Annotated in this window: 18 protein-coding genes, 1 other RNA gene and 1 pseudogene; 13 read left to right on the plus strand and 7 right to left on the minus strand. The window is 65.5% G+C overall.

The features are described 5' to 3' along the window. Nucleotides 1-47: 47 nt before the first annotated feature. The 5 genes from AC4FIJ_RS05525 to AC4FIJ_RS05545 form a co-directional block, all read right to left on the minus strand. Nucleotides 48-1,223: a BaiN/RdsA family NAD(P)/FAD-dependent oxidoreductase gene (locus tag AC4FIJ_RS05525; protein ID WP_490335711.1), complete on the minus strand. Its 1,176-nt coding sequence runs from the start codon at nt 1,221-1,223 to the stop codon at nt 48-50. Between the two features lie 31 nt (nt 1,224-1,254). Next, nucleotides 1,255-1,349: signal recognition particle sRNA small type (gene ffs, locus AC4FIJ_RS05530), an RNA gene on the minus strand. A gap of 71 nt (nt 1,350-1,420) precedes the next feature. Further along, entirely contained in the window at nt 1,421-1,699 is a 279-nt protein-coding gene (locus tag AC4FIJ_RS05535; protein WP_490335712.1) for an ETC complex I subunit, read from the minus strand. Nucleotides 1,700-1,845: 146 nt separating this feature from the next. Then, nucleotides 1,846-4,299 carry an ATP-dependent helicase HrpB gene (gene hrpB, locus AC4FIJ_RS05540; protein ID WP_490335713.1) on the minus strand — a complete coding sequence of 818 codons (2,454 nt, stop codon included), beginning with the start codon at nt 4,297-4,299 and terminating at the stop codon, nt 1,846-1,848. A 19-nt stretch (nt 4,300-4,318) separates the two neighbouring features. Then, nucleotides 4,319-5,329 carry a polyprenyl synthetase family protein gene (locus tag AC4FIJ_RS05545; protein WP_490335714.1) on the minus strand — a complete coding sequence of 337 codons (1,011 nt, stop codon included), beginning with the start codon at nt 5,327-5,329 and terminating at the stop codon, nt 4,319-4,321. A 158-nt stretch (nt 5,330-5,487) separates the two neighbouring features. On the opposite strand from AC4FIJ_RS05545, the gene AC4FIJ_RS05550 reads away from it, so the two are divergent. Both AC4FIJ_RS05550 and AC4FIJ_RS05555 read left to right on the plus strand, forming a co-directional pair. Next, complete coding sequence (locus AC4FIJ_RS05550; RefSeq protein ID WP_490335715.1) at nt 5,488-5,805, plus strand: chorismate mutase; 318 nt, start codon at nt 5,488-5,490, stop codon at nt 5,803-5,805. Nucleotides 5,806-5,827: 22 nt separating this feature from the next. After that, on the plus strand, nt 5,828-6,298 hold the full coding sequence (locus AC4FIJ_RS05555; RefSeq protein WP_490335716.1) for a hypothetical protein: 471 nt from the start codon (nt 5,828-5,830) through the stop codon (nt 6,296-6,298). Here the strand turns inward: AC4FIJ_RS05555 and AC4FIJ_RS05560 are convergent. After that, nucleotides 6,295-6,411, minus strand: a pseudogene (locus AC4FIJ_RS05560) (sterol desaturase family protein); the annotation flags it as partial. The gene AC4FIJ_RS05555 and the pseudogene AC4FIJ_RS05560 overlap by 4 nt on opposite strands. 393 nt (nt 6,412-6,804) lie before the next feature. Then, nucleotides 6,805-7,323 carry a sterol desaturase family protein gene (locus AC4FIJ_RS05565; RefSeq protein WP_490335717.1) on the minus strand — a complete coding sequence of 173 codons (519 nt, stop codon included), beginning with the start codon at nt 7,321-7,323 and terminating at the stop codon, nt 6,805-6,807. A gap of 95 nt (nt 7,324-7,418) precedes the next feature. On the opposite strand from AC4FIJ_RS05565, the gene leuC reads away from it, so the two are divergent. The 11 genes from leuC (at nt 7,419) to AC4FIJ_RS05620 (ending at nt 16,666) form a co-directional block, all read left to right on the plus strand. Further along, nucleotides 7,419-8,870, plus strand: a complete 1,452-nt coding sequence (gene leuC / locus AC4FIJ_RS05570) for a 3-isopropylmalate dehydratase large subunit (RefSeq protein WP_490335718.1) — start codon at nt 7,419-7,421, stop codon at nt 8,868-8,870. A 13-nt stretch (nt 8,871-8,883) separates the two neighbouring features. Next, nucleotides 8,884-9,291: a GFA family protein gene (locus AC4FIJ_RS05575; protein WP_490335719.1), complete on the plus strand. Its 408-nt coding sequence runs from the start codon at nt 8,884-8,886 to the stop codon at nt 9,289-9,291. Further along, nucleotides 9,288-9,788 carry a DNA-deoxyinosine glycosylase gene (locus AC4FIJ_RS05580; RefSeq protein ID WP_490335720.1) on the plus strand — a complete coding sequence of 167 codons (501 nt, stop codon included), beginning with the start codon at nt 9,288-9,290 and terminating at the stop codon, nt 9,786-9,788. Before AC4FIJ_RS05575 ends, AC4FIJ_RS05580 begins: the two co-directional genes overlap by 4 nt. A 98-nt stretch (nt 9,789-9,886) precedes the next feature. Beyond that, nucleotides 9,887-10,060: a hypothetical protein gene (locus AC4FIJ_RS05585; protein WP_490335721.1), complete on the plus strand. Its 174-nt coding sequence runs from the start codon at nt 9,887-9,889 to the stop codon at nt 10,058-10,060. Between the two features lie 73 nt (nt 10,061-10,133). Next, nucleotides 10,134-10,736, plus strand: a complete 603-nt coding sequence (gene leuD, locus AC4FIJ_RS05590) for a 3-isopropylmalate dehydratase small subunit (RefSeq protein ID WP_490335722.1) — start codon at nt 10,134-10,136, stop codon at nt 10,734-10,736. Nucleotides 10,737-10,763: 27 nt separating this feature from the next. Beyond that, nucleotides 10,764-11,087 carry a DUF1476 domain-containing protein gene (locus AC4FIJ_RS05595; protein ID WP_490335723.1) on the plus strand — a complete coding sequence of 108 codons (324 nt, stop codon included), beginning with the start codon at nt 10,764-10,766 and terminating at the stop codon, nt 11,085-11,087. 2 nt (nt 11,088-11,089) lie between these two features. After that, complete coding sequence (locus AC4FIJ_RS05600) at nt 11,090-11,323, plus strand: BolA family protein (protein ID WP_490335724.1); 234 nt, start codon at nt 11,090-11,092, stop codon at nt 11,321-11,323. 39 nt (nt 11,324-11,362) lie between these two features. Continuing rightward, nucleotides 11,363-11,692, plus strand: a complete 330-nt coding sequence (gene grxD, locus AC4FIJ_RS05605; protein ID WP_490335725.1) for a Grx4 family monothiol glutaredoxin — start codon at nt 11,363-11,365, stop codon at nt 11,690-11,692. Between the two features lie 18 nt (nt 11,693-11,710). Further along, nucleotides 11,711-12,511 (plus strand): NUDIX hydrolase, encoded by an 801-nt coding sequence (locus tag AC4FIJ_RS05610; RefSeq protein WP_490335726.1) that lies wholly within the window; start codon nt 11,711-11,713, stop codon nt 12,509-12,511. A 169-nt stretch (nt 12,512-12,680) separates the two neighbouring features. After that, entirely contained in the window at nt 12,681-15,566 is a 2,886-nt protein-coding gene (locus AC4FIJ_RS05615; RefSeq protein WP_490335727.1) for a TonB-dependent receptor, read from the plus strand. Nucleotides 15,567-15,595: 29 nt separating this feature from the next. Beyond that, nucleotides 15,596-16,666 carry a phytase gene (locus AC4FIJ_RS05620; protein WP_490335728.1) on the plus strand — a complete coding sequence of 357 codons (1,071 nt, stop codon included), beginning with the start codon at nt 15,596-15,598 and terminating at the stop codon, nt 16,664-16,666. Nucleotides 16,667-16,737 lie beyond the last annotated feature (71 nt).

Here is a 16,737-nt window from a genome sequence, read left to right on the forward strand (position 1 = left end):
TTATCCGCAATGGATTCCCGCCTTCGCGGGAATGACGAAGATGGGCGCTAGATCGCCTCGCCGCAAGCGTAGCCGCTGGCCCACGCCCATTGGAAGTTGTAGCCGCCGAGCCAGCCGGTCACGTCCACTGCCTCGCCAATGGCATGGAGGCCGGGGCGCTTTTTCGATTCCATGGTCTGCGAGGACAGTTCGGCGGTGGCGATGCCGCCGATGGTCACCTCGGCCTTGGCAAAGCCCTCGCTGCCGCTGGGGGTGAAGGGCCAGCGCGCAAGGCGTTCCTGCGCGGCCCGCAAACGCTTGTCGGCCAGTTCCTGCAGCGGACCGTCGAGTTCGAGCTTTTCGGCCAGCACGGCGGCGAGCCGTTCGGGCAGCGCCTCGGCCAGCAGGCTGCGGAACATGCGGCGCGGGCTTTCGCGCTTGGCGGTGAGGAGCCAGTCGGCGGGGCGATCCGGGAAGAAGTCGATGGCGATGCTCTCACCCGGTCGCCAATAGCTGGAGATCTGCAGGATCGCGGGTCCGGACAGGCCGCGGTGGGTGAACAGCGCGGCTTCGCGAAACCGGGTCTTGCCCGCAATGGCGGTGACGTCGCTGGATACGCCGGACAGTTCGCGGAACAATAGATCCTCGCCCTTAAGCGTCAGCGGGACCAGCGCGGGGCGCGGTTCGACGACTTTCAGTCCGAACTGGCGGGCAAGGTCATAGGCGAAGCCGGTGGCGCCCATCTTGGGGATCGACGGCCCGCCAGTGGCGATCACCAGCCTTGGCGCGGTGAAACTGCCGTCTTGCGTTTGGACCGCATAGTTGTCGCCGTCGTGCGAAACGGACGCGATCTCCTGCCCCAGCGCGAATGTGCCGCCTGCGCGCTCGACCTCGTCCACGAGCATGTCGACGATCTGGCGCGCAGAGCCGTCGCAGAACAGCTGGCCCAGCGTCTTTTCGTGCCATGCGATGCCATGCGCCTCGACAAGGTTCAGAAAGTCGCGCGGGCTGTAGCGGCTGAGCGCCGATTTGACGAAATGCGGATTGGCCGAGAGGAAACGATCGGGCGCGGTGTGGATATTGGTGAAATTGCACCGTCCGCCGCCCGAAATCAGGATCTTGGCACCGGGTTTCGCGGCTTTTTCGATCACCAGCACGCGCCGTCCGCGCTGGCCCGCGCGCATGGCGCACATCATGCCCGCCGCGCCGCCACCCAATATGATGGCGTCATAATTGTCGGTCATGGTGTTTGAATCCTGCCGACAGGCTGGGTGGGAAAAAGGAGCCGAGCGACCCGCAGCAATCCGTTGTGGCTGCTTCCTTCCGGACCTGACCAGGTTGGCGAACGCGAACGTCCGCCCGACTCCCGGTCGGCCATATGGCGGCGCGCGGCGCGGAAAGCAAGGGGGCTATGTCCGCGCCCCCGCACTGCTGCCGCGCCCTAGCGGAAATTGTCGGCGTAGGCCTGGATCTTGAGCTTTTTCGGCGGGGTGGCGATGACATGCGCATCGATGCCGTATTTCTCGGCATAGGCGACCGCCGCGTCCTTGTCGGGGAACGACAGCTGCACCTGCTGCTGCGTGTCGCCCGACCCGGCCCAGCCCATCAGCGGATCGGGGCGCTTCGCCTCTGCCGGTACGAAATCGAGCACCCAGTCGGAGGTGCGGGCCTTGCCCGATTGCATGGCGTTCTTGGGGCGCTGATAGATACGTGCTGGCATATTCGTTTGGGTCCCTCAGACGCCGGGCGCGGGCCCTCTGGCCCGCTTGGCTTCCTCGCAATAAGCTCGGGCGGCCGGTTGGCCTTGCGGCTCTCGCTTCGCGGGCCGGATAATGCAAGTTGGCGCGTTGCTCAAGTCCATCGTTGTCAGCCGCGCTTGTCGCCGCCACTGCGCTCGAACGCGTTCTTGGTCTTGAGGCTGGGGGCTTCCTCCCACGGGCGGTCGGGCCAGCGGTGCTTGGGATAGCGGCCCTTCATGTCCTTGGCGACGTCGGCCCAGCTGCCGCGCCAGAAACCGGGCAGGTCGCGCGTCGCCTGAAGCGGGCGGCCCGCGGGGCTAGTCAGGTGGAGCAGCAGCGGCGTGTCCTGTCCCTTCGGCCCGATCATCGGATGGCGGTCGAGGCCGAACAGCGCCTGCACGCGCACCTCGACCTGCGGGGCGCCGTCGCTTTCGTAGTCGATGGCGTGATGCGTGCCCGCGGGCGTCACGAATTCGCGCGGGGCCAGCCGGTCGAGCGCCTGCCGCTGGTCCCAGTCGAGCAGGTTCAGCAGCGCATCTGTCAGCGCGCCCTTCGGCAGTTTCAGGTCACGCCTTTTGCCCAGCAGCGGGCGCGCCCAGAGTTCGGCGGTCGCGGCCAGCGCCCCAGGCGCGAACGCGTCGATCCCCGCATGGCGCGCGCGGGCGAGCAGCGCCTGCGGAAGATGTTTTGCCGGATCCTCCAACAGCTTTTCCACAAGGAGGTCCACAATCGCCTCCGCATCGGGATCGGGGTCGGGGCCGGTCGCCAGCGTGATCGCGCCCAGCCTGCGTTCCTGCCGCGCCTCGACCCGCTGTTCGCCCGCGTTCCAGCGGAGAAGATGGCGGCGTTCGATCTGGCCGCCCAATGCCTGTTCGACCTCGGCTTCCTCCAGCGGCCATGCGGCGGTAATGCGCGCACCCTTCGCCTGCCCCTGCGCGTCGCCGATCGCCAGCCACTCGCCGCGCGCCAATGGCGATGTTGGATCGAGGATGAAGCCGCGCCCGCCAGCGCTGATCCAGTTCTCGCCGCTGGCATCGCGGCGCCGCGCCACATGGCCCGGCATGGCGAGCGCGAGATGGAGGCCGGGGTGGCCGCCGCAGGCCTGTCGGTCGCGTTCCACAAGCGCAGCGGCGCGCCTGGCCCAGCCTGCGGCCAGCTTGCGCGCCTGCTCCGGCTTGCCCCCGCCCTGCCCGTCCCAGCGCATCAGCCGTTGGTGCAGATCCTCACCCCGTCCGCCGAGCGCGCGTTCCTGCAGCAGCAGCGCCAGACGCGCCGCCGCTTCGGCTTCGCCCGCGCGGGCGCCGTGGAGGACCAGCGCGCCGTGCACCGGGTCCATCGGCAAGCTGGCCAGTGCCTCGCCGAACGGGGTGATGCGGTGATCGGCATCCAGCGCGCCCAGCGCCCGCAGCCGTTCGCGCGCCCCCGACACCAGCGCGGCGGGCGGTTCGTCGAGCCAGCGCAGCGCGGCGGGATCATGCTCTCCGATACGCGCGAGGGTCAGCACCAGAGGGGCGAGATCGGCGGTCGTGATCTCGGGCGGGTCATAGGCGGGGCGGCCCGCGTGCGCGGCCTCCTCCCACAGGCGATAGGCGGTGCCTGCCTGCTGGCGCGCGGCGCGGCCCGCGCGCTGGTCGGACGCGGCGCGGCTGGACTGGCGGGTGACGAGGTGGCTGGTGCCTGCCGCGACGTCGAAGGCTGCGTGGCGCGACAGGCCCGAATCGACCACTACCGATACGCCGTCCAATGTCAGCGAGGTTTCGGCGATGGCGGTGGCGAGCACGATGCGGCGGCGGCCCTGCGCGTCCTTGCGGATCGCCTCGCGCTGGGCGGCGGGTTCGCACTGGCCGTGCAGCGGCAGGATCGGCGTGCCCGCCAGCCGTTCCTCCAGCCGTTCGCGCACGCGCTCGATCTCGCCCACGCCGGGAAGGAAGGCGAGGATGTCGCCATCTGTCTCGCGCCATGCGGTCAGGATCGCGCTGGTCATGCGATCCTCGATCCGGCGGGCGGGGTCGCTGCCCAGCCAGCGCAGTTCCAGCGGCCAGGCTTTTCCCGCGCTTTCCAGCACCGGCGTATCGCCGCCCATCAGCGCGGCAAAACGCGCGCCGTCGATGGTGGCGCTCATCACGAGCAGGCGCAGATCCTCACGCAGCACCTCCTGCGTCTGCAGCGCCAGCGCGAGGCCGAGGTCGGAATCGAGATGGCGTTCATGCGCCTCGTCGAACAGCACGGCGGAGACGCCCGCCAGTTCGGGATCCTGCGCGATGGCGTTCACGAAGATCGCCTCTGTCATGACGACCACGCGGGTTTTTGCGCCGGTCTTGCTGTCCATGCGGGTGCGATAGCCGATGGTCTCGCCCGGCTTTTCGTTCAGCATCTGCGCCATGCGTTCGGCAGCGGCGCGCGCGGCGACGCGGCGGGGGGACAGGACCCACACCTGCCCCGAACACCATGGCTGGTCGATCAGCGCGGGGGGCACGGCGGTGGTCTTGCCCGCGCCCGGCGGCGCGACCAGAACCGCGTTCGGGCGGGAACACAGCGCGGCCAGCAGGTCGGGCAGGATGTCTAGAACAGGCAGGCTCATCAGCGCCCGCCTAAAAGCATCAGAAGCGGCGCGCCACCGCGAATTGCACCGCTTCGATCATCGCGGCGCGAGCCGGATTGGCGGGAAAGCCCGAGATCGCGTCGATCGCGCGATTGGCGAAATGCTTCGCCCGTTCGCGGGTGTCGTTCACCGCGTCGTGCTTTGCGATCAGCGAAATGGCGTGCGCTAGGTCGTCGTCGGAGGTGCGCTTGCCGCTCATCGCCTCGCGCCAGAACGCGCGCTCGTCCTCGGACCCGCGAGCATAGGCCAGGATCACGGGCAGCGTCATCTTGCCGTCGCGGAAATCGTCGCCCTTGTCCTTGCCGCTTTCGGCGACTTCGGAATCGTAGTCGATCGCGTCGTCGACCAGCTGGAACGCGATGCCCAGATTGCGGCCGTAATCGTCGAGCGCCTGTTCGGTTTCGGAGTCGCGTTCGGCCACCACCGCGGCGATGCGACAGGCGGCGGCGAACAAGGCGGCGGTCTTGGCGCCAACGATCTGGAGATAGCGCTCCTCGCTCGTCTCCAGCTGGCGCTGGGCCGTCAGCTGGTCGACCTCGCCCTCGGCGATGATCGCGCTGGCGCCCGACAGGATCTTCAGCACGCGCAGGCTGCCATCCTCGGTCATCAGTTCGAAGCTGCGCGAGAACAGGAAGTCGCCGACCAGCACCGCGGCGGGATTGCCGAACACGACATTGGCGGCCTGCTTGCCGCGGCGCATGTCGGACCCGTCGACCACGTCGTCATGCAGCAGCGTGGCGGTGTGGATGAACTCCACCACCGCGGCCAGCTTGTAATGGCGTGCGCCTTCGTATTCCAGCAGCGCCGCGCTGGCGAGGGTCAGCATCGGGCGCATCCGCTTGCCACCGCCCGCGATCAGATGACCGGCAAGCGCCGGAATAAGCGGGATTTTCGACTGCATCCGGTCAAGGATGATCGCATTGACGTGGTTCATGCCATCGGCGGTGAGGGCGAGGATGGGCGCGAGCGAAGCGTCGCTTCGCGGGAGGGTATGGACGGTTGCAGTCACGTCGCCTCCCTAGTGGCCCGAAGGGCCGGATGGCAAGCACCAAGTTGGCGTTCGCGGGGATGCGAAAGCTGGCCCGGAGCCGGGCGAAAGATGCGTCGGGGCGGGATTTTGCGCAAAATATTTGCGTGGGCCATGGGTCGCATTATAGGGCGCGCATCATGACCGACGAACGCACCATGGACGAAGCCGCGCCCGATGCGGTGCTGGCGACCTTTCGCAAGAGCATCGACAATATCGATGCCGCGCTGATCCACATTCTGGCCGAACGCTTTCGCATCACCCAGGCGGTGGGCGAATACAAGGCGAAGGTCGCCCTGCCCCCCGCCGATCCGGGCCGCGAGCAGCGCCAGATCGAACGTCTGCGCGCGCTGGCGGCGGAAGCGGACCTCGATCCGGAGTTCTCGGAGAAGTTCCTGCGCTTCGTGATCGACGAGGTGATCCGGCATCACGAGCAGGCGGCGGCGGCGAAGGGGTGAGAGCGGCAATCTGCAGACTTATATGCTGAGTTTCCGCGATCTGATGGCTGCCACAGGCTATTTCCTTTTCAGATGGAGCAGACTTGAGTTGTCTTTGTCTGAGTCCATCCTTAAGGGCGAAGCTTCAATCGGTCGGACCGCCGACAATGGCGCACCATCCTTTCCATCCGTTACCGGCTCTTTTCCGGATCGGCTGAAACGTTGGCGAGCCGTTATGCAGGCCAAAGCCGATCCCGATCTGATCGAAGCCATTGCACAGCAGGCCGAAAAGGTGCGGGTCTTTCGAAATACCCTCGTTCATGGACTTGCAGGCGGCAATTCGGCGCCGCGCAACGGAGAGGAACCCCATCTGAGATGTATCGTCGGGGGATGGGAAAGGCCGAACGGAGAGATCCGGAAAATCGGCGTGAGCGAACTCGAACGCTATAGTGAAGCCGCAGATGCTTGCGCACGCGCTTTCGATCATCCGCATGCATTCAATTTCAGGCTCTAGACCCCCACACCCTCTCGCAATACCGCCCTGCCCGCTTCGCGCTGGGCCTTGAGGTCGCGTTTCAGGGCTGCCGGGCTGCGGGCGATGACAAAGCCGAAGCTGACGCCGCCTTCCGATCGGTCGTCGCGCGATACTTGAGTAAAAAGATTAATCAGACCGACGATTATTTCAGATACTTATTGTCCAGCTGGTTAAGAAATCCTACAGCCAGCATAAAGGCGCCGACTATGTAAATGGCCAGCATGGAATCGTTCAACGAGAACAACAATAGAATCGGTAGCGTGGCATAGAAACATATTTTCACGAAAATGATAACTTGCGAAATTTTGTTTATCGTTTTGAAATTCGATTTCGCCTTCAGAACCTTTGATCTCCATACATAGTCGGAATATGGTATCAAAGTTTCCAAGAGAAATATTATAAATAGAGAGCCTGCGATAGCCTTGACGATATTCACAAGCCTATCCTTCAACTAGCAGCGAAAAGCTGTAAACTTAGCCAAGCCCCTAAACCCCCGCACCCTCGCGCAATACCGCCCTGCCCGCTTCGCGCTGGGCCTTGAGGTCGCGTTTCAGGGCTGCCGGGCTGCGGGCGATGACGAAGCCGAAGCTGACGCCGCCTTCCTTCGACTGGGTCGCGTGGTGGAGGTGGTGGGCCTGCACCAGACGCTTCAGGTAACCGCCGCGCGGGACATAGCGGAACCAGCGCTGGTGGACGAGGCCGTCATGCACCAGCGTATAGATCACGCCGTAGAGCAATATGCCCATGCCGATCCATGTCGCCGACTCCCACGCGGATGCGCCCATGACCAGCGGGCTGCCCAGTGCGAACATCGCGATGCTCATCGCCGCGCCGACCACGGCGTAGAGGTCGTTCTTTTCGAGGAAATTGTCGTGCCGTTCGTGGTGGTCGCGGTGCCACCCCCAGCCCCAGCCGTGCATGATGTACTTGTGGCTGGCCCAGGCGACGCCTTCCATCGCGGCGCAGGCGGCAAGCATGATGGCTATCTTGGCGAGGATCGACATGTCGGCCCCGCTCTACCCCCACCGCGCGGCGGAGGCAATTGCACACGGGAACGGGGTTGCAATGTTACCATTGGCGGCGCAAATGCGCGTGCATCATGACCGACACGCCCCGCACCCTGTACGAAAAGATCTTCGACGCCCATGTGGTGGAGCGCCGCGACGACGGCACCTGCCTTGTCTATATCGATCGCCATCTCGTCCACGAGGTGACGAGCCCGCAGGCGTTCGAGGCTCTGCGCATGGCCGGGCGCAAGGTTCGCCGCCCCGATCTGACGCTGGCGGTGCCCGATCACAACCTGCCGACCACCGCGCGGCGCGACGATGCGGGCAACCGCATTCCCATCGCCGATCCCGCCAGCGCGCAGCAGCTGGCCGCGCTGGAGGCCAATGCGCCTGCGTTCGGGATCCGCTATATCGGCGATGCGGACGCGGAGCAGGGCATCGTGCATGTGGTGGGGCCGGAGCAGGGATTCTCTCTGCCGGGCGCGACCATCGTGTGCGGCGATTCGCATACGGCCAGCCACGGCGGGCTGGGCGCGCTGGCGTTCGGGATCGGCACCAGCGAGGTCGAGCATGTGCTGGCGACGCAGACGCTGCTGCTGAAGCGGTCGAGGACCATGGAAGTGCGCGTCGAGGGCGATCTGGCTCCCGGCGTCACCGCCAAGGATGTCGTCATGCATATCATCGGTGTCACCGGCACCGCGGGCGGCACCGGCCATGTCGTCGAATATCGCGGCAAGGTGTTCGAGGACATGAGCATCGAGAGCCGCCTGACCGTCTGCAACATGGCGATCGAGGGCGGCGCGCGCGCCGGCCTGATCGCGCCCGACGAAAAGACCTTCGCCTATCTGAAGGGCCGCCAGATGGCGCCCAAGGGCGCCGATTGGGACAAGGCGCTGGCCTGGTGGAAGACCCTGCCCACCGACGAGGGCGCGGTGTTCGACAAAAGCGTCGTCATCGACGCCGCCGATATCCAGCCGACCGTGACATGGGGCACCAGCCCCGAGGACACCGTCGCAATCACCGGCCGCGTGCCCGATCCCGCCAGCTTTGCAGATCCGTCGAAGCAGGCCGCGGCGCAGGCCAGCCTCGACTACATGGGGCTGGAGCCGGGCATGAAGATGACCGACATCGAGGTGCAGAACGTCTTCATCGGCAGCTGCACCAACAGCCGGATTGAGGATCTGCGCGCCGCCGCCGCCGTGCTGAAGGGCCGCCGCAAGGCCGCCAATGTCACATGGGCGATCGTGGTGCCCGGATCGGGTCTGGTCAAGCTTCAGGCCGAGGCCGAGGGGCTGGACAAGATCTTCACCGACGCAGGCCTCGAATGGCGCGAGCCGGGCTGTTCGGCCTGTCTTGGCATGAACCCCGACAAGGTGCCCGCGGGCGAACGCTGTGCATCGACCTCCAACCGCAATTTCGTCGGCCGTCAGGGCCCCGGCGCGCGGACCCATCTGGTCAGCCCCGCCATGGCTGCGGCCGCGGCGGTTACGGGCCGGCTGACCGATGTGCGTGCGCTGGACGCGGTGGAGACGGAACCGGCGTGATGGCTGTCGTCCGGTGATCGAGGGGAGGTGCATCTGCGGCGGCGTCACGGTCGAACTGCCGCGTGCGCCCGAATATCTCAATGCCTGCAATTGCCGCCTGTGCCAGCGCAGCGGCGGGATCTGGGGATATTTCCCGAGGGACGAGGTCACGATCCGGGGCGAGACGCGGCGTTTCGTGCGCAGCGATCTGGACGAGGCCTATCTGGCCAATCTGTTCTGCCCGACATGCGGCAATGCGGCGGCGTGGATCGCGCTCGACAGCGAGTATCCGCGCATGGGGGTGAACATGCGATTGTTCGAACCCGATGCGCTGCGCGGGATCGAGACGCGCTTTCCCGATGGGCTGGGCTGGGCGAAGGAGGCCGAGGGGCCGGCCTTCGTCCATGAGCCCGCCCCCTATGGCGGCGGGCGGATCCTTTGACGGTCAAGCAGGGTTTCGCGCCGGTCGTGAATGCCGATACAAGGCTGCTGATCTGCGGCAGCCTGCCGGGCGACCGCTCGCTGGCCGAGGCGCGCTATTACGCGCATCCGCAGAACCGGTTCTGGCATCTGCTGGGCGGCGCGGCGGATCTGCCGGGCCTGCCTGCCCTGCCCTATGACGAACGGCTGGCCGCGCTGCTGGCGCGCGGGATCGGGCTGTGGGACGTGGCGGCAAGCGGGCGGCGTGAGGGAAGCCTCGACACCGCGCTGCGCGAGGTGGAGCGGGCCGATTTGCGCGGGCTGGCGGCGCGACTGCCCCTGCTGCGCGCCATTGCATTCAACGGCGGCACGGCGGCAAGGCTGGGACGCAAGGCGATGCGGGGCGCGGGCGACATCGCGCTGATCGACCTGCCTTCGTCCAGCCCGGCCTATTGCGCGATCACGCCAGCGGAAAAACAGGCGCGCTGGATGGTGCTTCGTCCATGGCTTGAAGGGTGAATAAATCGCCGAATGCCCTTGCCTTTCGCCCTTCGCCGGGCGGATAGGGCGACGGGGGCCGAGAGACCTGAACTGCATACAGAAAGACGGATAACGTCATGAGCGAAGACAACAGTTGGACATCCAAGGCCGCGATGGCGGGCGCCGCGATCGGATCGGCCGCATTGGCCGCGGCGGTCATGTATGCCTCGCGCCGGATGGAGCGCGCGAAGGCCAAAAAGAAGACCGCCACCGGCACCACGCCCAGCGGCGAGAACGTCGAAACGGACTGATCGCACCGATTTGGCGCGAAAGGACGCATTCGGACGTTGAGCCATCCGCGGCTTGGCCATATAGGCTGGATCCATGGACAAGATTGACCGGATCGAAGGACGGGCCATCCCGTTTGGAGCGAAGAACGTCGACACCGACGTGATCATCCCCGCGCGCTGGCTGAAGACCATCACGCGCGAGGGACTGGGCGAAGGCGCGTTCGAGACGGTGCGCGCGAAGGACGGGAACGTGTTCGACGACCCTCGCTTCGAAGGCGCGCCGATCCTGATCGCGGGCGACAATTTCGGCTGCGGCTCCAGCCGCGAGCATGCCGCGTGGGCGCTGCTCGACATGGGGATCACCGCGGTGATCGCGCCCAGCTTTTCCGACATATTCTCGGGCAATGCGTTCAAGAACGGGATCCTGACCGTCGCGCTGCCGCAGGCGCAGATCGAACGCCTGCTGGACGTGGCCGAGACCGACGAGATCGCCATCGATCTTGAGCATTGCACCGTCACCACCCCGTTTCAGGACCGTTTTACGTTCGAGATCGATCCGTTCCGCCGCCACTGCCTGCTGGAAGGGCTGGACGAGGTGGGCCTGACCATGGAACGGCAGGACGCGATTTCCGCTTACGAGGCGAAGGCCGCGGGCGATCTTTCCTTTCTTTCCGGCCCGCGCGAAGTGGCGGCCTGACAGCACGTTTTTTGGGGACATACGACAATGACCGATTTCAACGACCGCCGCCGCGCCGAGGAAGCCAAGGCCGCCATGGACGAGGAAATGCTGTTCCGCGTGACCGCGCGCCGCAACCGGCTGGTGGGCGAATGGGCCGCCGGGCTGATGGGCCTGTCCGATGTCGAGACCGAGGCCTATCGCAAGGCCGTCGTACAGGCGGATTTCGAGGAAGCGGGCGATGAGGACGTGATCCGCAAGGTGCTGGGCGACCTGACCAGCGCCGGAGTCGAGGCGGACGATGCGATGGTGCGCGCCAAGCTGGACGAAAAGCTGATCGAGGCGCGCCGCCAGCTGATGAGCGAGAGCTGATCATGGCGATGCAGGCAGACGAGATCGAGCGCCTTATCCGCGATGCCATTCCCGATGCGGAGGTCACGATCCGCGATCTGGCGGGCGACGGCGATCATTATGCGGCGCATGTGGTGTCGCCCTCTTTCGCGGGAATGACGCGGGTCAAGCAGCACAAGGCGGTCTATGATGCGCTGGGCGGACGCATGGGCGGCGAGCTTCACGCCTTGCAACTGACCACCGCGGTTCCCAATTGACGGTCACAACCTCTATTTTTGAAAATACCGGGAACGCAAATGTCCGACACCAATGACCGCATCAAGGATATCGTCAGCAAGGACGATGTCGTCCTGTTCATGAAAGGCACGCCGCTGTTCCCCCAGTGCGGGTTTTCCAGCCGCGCGGTCGCCATTCTGGAGCATTGCGGCGTGGCCTATGGGTCGGTCGACGTGCTGCAGGACATGGAGATCCGGCAGGGCATCAAGGCCTATTCCGAATGGCCGACCATCCCGCAGCTCTATGTGAAGGGCGAATTCGTCGGCGGCAGCGACATCATGATGGAAATGTTCGAAGCCGGCGAACTGCAGCAGCTGATGAACGAACAGGGCTGCGCCAAGGCCGAGTGATCGTCGGCGCGGGTTGCAATGGAGCTTGAGGGCCGGCCCGATCTTGCCGAACGGCTGAAGGATGCGATCCCTGCCGCGACGCTGATCGCGCTTCGCCCTGCCCCGGCATCGGGCCATCCCGACGAGGTTCTGCCGGATGAAGTCCTGGTGGTCGAGCGTTCGCGCGAACTCGCCTTCGCGGGCGGGATGATCGCCTTTCCCGGCGGTCGGGTCGAGCATGACGACGCTGCGCTGGGCCGCTCCATCGCGCCCCACCTGCCCCCGGCCGAAGCCGCCGCCCGCATCGCGGCGCTGCGCGAAACCTTCGAGGAAACCGGCCTGCTTTGCGCGTTGCGTCAGAAGGTCGAGGAGAGCGATCTCGCAGCCGCGCGGCGCGAACTGCTGGACGGAGCGCCGTTCGGGACTCTTCTGGCCGAGCGCCGGTGGGCGCTCGAACTCGACGCGCTGATCCCCTATGCGCGCTGGTGCCCGCCTGCCGCCATCCGGATCGCGCGGCGGTTCGACGCGCGTTTCTATCTGATCAAGGCGCGCGCCGATGCGCCCGTTTCGCCCGATCTTACCGAGAACGATTCCGCTTTCTGGGCGTCGCCCCGCGCGCTGATGGAACAGGCCGAAGCACGGCAGGTCAAGATGGTCGGCCCCACGCGCGCGACCATGATGCGGCTGGCCGCGGGCCGGTCTTTCGCGGATGCGAAGGACAATGCGCTGGCCTTTCCGGTGCGCGAGATCATGCCGGTGGTTCGTCAGGAAGGCGGCGAAAGCTGGGCCGGCGTGCCTGCGGGCCATGGCTATCCCGATGTCGATTTCCGTCTGAAATAGGCCCCGCCGCCGTGGCGCGAATGTCGCATCGCGGCATTGTGACCGAAATAATGCTGCGTGTAACGCGATTGAAACGCAATCGTCGCGTAACCGTCGCAAACAGCCCCTAGCCCGCAGCGCCAACAGGGGCGCCGACGCCCCTGCGAAACGCCATTCATCAGGGGGCATAATGAACCGCAAACTCCGCACCGCGCTTGCACTGGGCAGCGCGCTTTCCGCCATCATCGCTTCGCCGCAGGCCATGGCCGCGGGAACGCTGGACGGCTCGGTCGTTGATGCGACCGGCACGCGCGCGTTGCAGGCCGCGCAGGTCACGATCATCGAACTGGGCCGCACGGTTTCGACCGCGCGCGACGGATCTTTCCGCTTTCCCGAGGTGCCCGCCGGCACCTACACGCTGGAAGTGCAATATGTCGGCGCGCCGACCGAGACGGTGACCGTCACGGTTCCCGAAACCGGCACGGTGCGCGAGACGGTCGCGCTGGGCAGCGCGGACGATTCGATTCTGGTCGTCGGACAGCTGGCGAACCAGGCCAGCGCACTGTCGCGCAAGAGGGCCGCGGACACCGTTTCGGACGTGCTGACGCGCGACGCGATCGGCCAGTTCCCCGATCAGAACGTGGCCGAATCGCTGCGCCGCCTGCCCGGTATCAACGTGCTGAACGATCAGGGCGAAGGCCGCTTCGTGTCGGTCCGCGGCCTCGATCCACAGCTCAACTCGACCTCGCTCAACGGCGTGCGCCTGCCTGCGCCCGAAAGCGACACGCGCTCGGTTGCGCTGGATGTCATCAGCAGCGACATCATCGAATCGATCACGGTCAACAAATCGCTGACCCCCGACATGGACGGCGACACCATCGGCGGTTCGGTCGAGATCGAGACCACCAGCGCCTTCGACCGCAAGACCGACCTGTTCACCGCCCGCGTCGAGGGCAGCTACAACGATTATTCGAACGAGCTCACGCCCAAGGGCAGCTTCGACTTTGCCACGCGCATCACCGACAGCTTCGGCATTTCGGGCGGCATATCTTATTATCAGCGCAAGTTCGAGACCGACAACATCGAGGCGGACGGCTGGGACGATGTCGATGGCACGCCCTATGCCGAAGATCTCGAATACCGCGACTATGATGTCGAGCGCGACCGGCTTTCGGCCACGCTGGGTGCCGATTTCCGCGTGGGCGACACGACCGAGCTGTTCGTGAAGGGCGTGTTTAGCCAGTTCGACGACCAGGAGTACCGCCGCCGCCTGATCTTCGATTTCGGCGATGCGACCGACATCTCGGCAGCCGGCGACGTGGTGACCTATGCCGACACCTATGACGAGGACGAGGAAGAGGGCGGCATCACCGTCGAGCGCGACGTCAAGGACCGGTTCGAACGCCAGCGGATCTGGAACGTCGTATTCGGCGGCAAGACCGAGCTGGATAGCGGCTGGTTCGCCGAATATTCGGCCAGCTATGCCAAGGCGTCCGAGAAGGAAGACGGTTCGATCGATCCCGCCAGCTTCCAGCGGACGTTCGAGAACGAGAATGTCGGCATCGCAATCGATTACAGCGACCCGCGCGTGCCGCTGTTCGACGTGGTGGGCAACGGGTTCGCATTCCGCGATGGGTCGTCCTACGAATTGAACGACATCGAATATACGGCCTTGTCCGATGCGCAGGACGAGGAATATGCCGCGCAGCTCGACCTTGGCCGCGATTTCTACATGGATGCGGGCACCTTCACCGTGCAGGCGGGCTTCAAGGGCCGCTGGCGCGAGAAGACCTATGACAAGCAGGTCGAGTTCTGGGAGAACGAGGACCTGACGCTGGCGGATGTTCTGGGTGCCAGCACCTATCGCCTGACCAGCATCGACCCGGTGCCCAGCTATGACGGGGCGACCGACTTCTTCAATGCCAACCGCGATGCGTTCGAATTGAACGAAATCGACAGCGCGTTCGATTCCGCGCTTGAGGATTACCGCGCGGACGAGGACATTCTGGCCGGTTACCTGCTGGGCCAGTTCGAGACCGACCGGCTGTCGGTGATCGGCGGCGTGCGTTACGAGAACACCAGCAACAAGCTCTATGGCAGCACCGCCACGATCTATGAGGAAGGCGCGGTTCTGGGCGCGGATTGCGGTGCCGATGCGGGCGCCGAGGCCGATGACGACATCATCTGCATCGCCCCGGTCGAATATGAGCGCGAATACGACCAGTGGCTGCCCAGCCTGAACGCGAAATACGAGATCACACCCGGACTGCTGATCCGCGCGGCGGGCTACAAGAGCCTGATGCGCCCGAAGCTGAGCTCGCTCGCGCCGCGCTTCGAGATCGAGGTGAACGACGAGAACGAGATCGAGGGCACATTCGGCAATCCCAACCTGCGCCCCTATGAATCGTGGAACCTCGACGCCAGCCTCGAATATTACATGTCGAGCAATGGCGCGCTGAGCGCGGCGGTGTTCTGGAAGGACATCAAGGACTACATCGTCGACGTGAACATCGACGAATCCGGCGTGTTCAACGGCATCGCCTTCGACGAGGCGACCATCCCGATCAACGGGCGCGGCGCGGAAGTGTTCGGCGTAGAGCTGTCGGCGTCGCAGGCGCTGGACTTCCTGCCGGGCATCCTGTCGGGCTTCCTCGTGCAGGCGAACTATACCTACACCGATGCGACCGGCGAGCTGCCCGATGGCGACTTCACCGATCTGGACAATGTCGACAGCTATCGCGAAATCATGCTGCCGTCCTCGTCCAAGCACACGCTGAACGGCGTGCTGGGTTACGAGAAGGGTCCGGTCAGCCTGCGCCTAGCGGGGACCTACCGCGACAAATATCTGGATGAAGCGGGCGGCGATGCGGAAGAGGACCGCTATGTCGACGATCACTTCCAGATGGACTTCAGCGCGCGCCTGCGCCTGAACGAAGGCGTCCAGCTGTATTACGAGTGGGTGAACATCAACAATGCCAAATATTTCGCCTACAACAACTATGCCGGGCAGCGGAACCTGTACCAGTATGAGGAATACAACTGGACGATGAAGTTCGGCGCGCGTCTGAATTTCTGATGACGGCCCAGCGGAACAGGGGAAATCCCATGAGACATACGATCCTGGTCGGGGCCCTTGTCGCCCCGGCCGTCCTGCTGGCCGGCTGCGCTTCGGAGAAGGTCTGGCCGCCCTCGCCCTGGCCGACGGGCAGCGTAGAGGCGGCGGTCGAGACCATGCCGGTGGGCACCGCCAATGCCGATGCCGCCGACGATCCGGCGATCTGGCGCAACCCGGTGGACGCGTCGAAAAGCATCGTGCTGGGTACCGACAAGAAGGCGGGGCTCTACAGCTATGCGCTGGACGGCAGCGTTATAGATTTCGTCCCGGCGGGGCTGCTCAACAATGTCGATCTGGTCACGCTGGCGGATGGCACGGTGCTGGTGGCGGCAAGCGACCGGACCGAAGCGGAGCGGCCAGCGATCTCGTTCTTCACGCTGGCCGCCGATGGCCAGTTGACCAAGGCCGCGCGGCTGCCGCTGGACCATGCGGGTGAGGCCTATGGCTTTTGCATGGCCCCGCCGCGCGCGGATGGCGGGTTGGCACGGGCCTATGTGGTGACCAAGGAAGGCCCGGTGATCGAGGCGGTGATCGGCGGGACGGCTGATGCGCCATCGGTTCTGTCCACCCGCGTGTTCGCGATTCCCAGCCAGAGCGAAGGCTGCGTCGTCGATGCGCGCACCGACCTGCTTTACGTGGGCGAGGAAAATGTCGGCATCCACCGCTTCGACCTGTCGCAGGCGGCGCCGGTGGGCGAACTGGTCGCAAGTGCCGACGGCACCGCGCTGGTGCCCGATGTCGAGGGGCTGGCGATCGCGCCGATGGGCGAGGACGGTGGCTATCTGATCGCGTCGAGCCAGGGCGACAATGCCTATGCCGCCTTTAGCCTGCCCACGATGGCCTATGTGGGCCGCGTGCGCATCGCCGACGGCGCGCGGATCGACGGGACGGTGGAGACCGACGGCATCGAATTCGCCGCGGGCGATTTCGGACCGGATTTTCTGGACGGCATCTTCATCGCGCAGGACGGGGACAACGGCCCCGACGCGGACGGCAATGCGACCCAGAACTTCAAGCTGGTGCGCGGCGATGCCTTTTTGGCGGCGATCCGCGGCCAATGAGGATCCATCCGAATCGGCGCGGCGCGTCGTTCAAATCTTAACGCAAAAACGGCCAGCGCCCTTCACGGGAG

Source organism: Croceicoccus sp., from assembly GCF_983967925.1.

Coding starts and splice junctions, on each gene's coding strand:
- AC4FIJ_RS05555 (WP_490335716.1), top strand. CDS start 5,828: ATGCTGAGTTTCCGCGATCTGATGGCTGCCACAGGCTATTTCCTTTTC.
- AC4FIJ_RS05525 (WP_490335711.1), bottom strand. CDS start 1,223: ATGACCGACAATTATGACGCCATCATATTGGGTGGCGGCGCGGCGGGC.
- AC4FIJ_RS05535 (WP_490335712.1), bottom strand. CDS start 1,699: ATGCCAGCACGTATCTATCAGCGCCCCAAGAACGCCATGCAATCGGGC.
- AC4FIJ_RS05585 (WP_490335721.1), top strand. CDS start 9,887: ATGAGCGAAGACAACAGTTGGACATCCAAGGCCGCGATGGCGGGCGCC.
- AC4FIJ_RS05595 (WP_490335723.1), top strand. CDS start 10,764: ATGACCGATTTCAACGACCGCCGCCGCGCCGAGGAAGCCAAGGCCGCC.
- AC4FIJ_RS05615 (WP_490335727.1), top strand. CDS start 12,681: ATGAACCGCAAACTCCGCACCGCGCTTGCACTGGGCAGCGCGCTTTCC.
- leuD (WP_490335722.1), top strand. CDS start 10,134: ATGGACAAGATTGACCGGATCGAAGGACGGGCCATCCCGTTTGGAGCG.
- AC4FIJ_RS05610 (WP_490335726.1), top strand. CDS start 11,711: ATGGAGCTTGAGGGCCGGCCCGATCTTGCCGAACGGCTGAAGGATGCG.
- AC4FIJ_RS05620 (WP_490335728.1), top strand. CDS start 15,596: ATGAGACATACGATCCTGGTCGGGGCCCTTGTCGCCCCGGCCGTCCTG.
- hrpB (WP_490335713.1), bottom strand. CDS start 4,299: ATGAGCCTGCCTGTTCTAGACATCCTGCCCGACCTGCTGGCCGCGCTG.
- AC4FIJ_RS05550 (WP_490335715.1), top strand. CDS start 5,488: ATGACCGACGAACGCACCATGGACGAAGCCGCGCCCGATGCGGTGCTG.
- grxD (WP_490335725.1), top strand. CDS start 11,363: ATGTCCGACACCAATGACCGCATCAAGGATATCGTCAGCAAGGACGAT.
- AC4FIJ_RS05600 (WP_490335724.1), top strand. CDS start 11,090: ATGGCGATGCAGGCAGACGAGATCGAGCGCCTTATCCGCGATGCCATT.
- leuC (WP_490335718.1), top strand. CDS start 7,419: ATGACCGACACGCCCCGCACCCTGTACGAAAAGATCTTCGACGCCCAT.
- AC4FIJ_RS05565 (WP_490335717.1), bottom strand. CDS start 7,323: ATGTCGATCCTCGCCAAGATAGCCATCATGCTTGCCGCCTGCGCCGCG.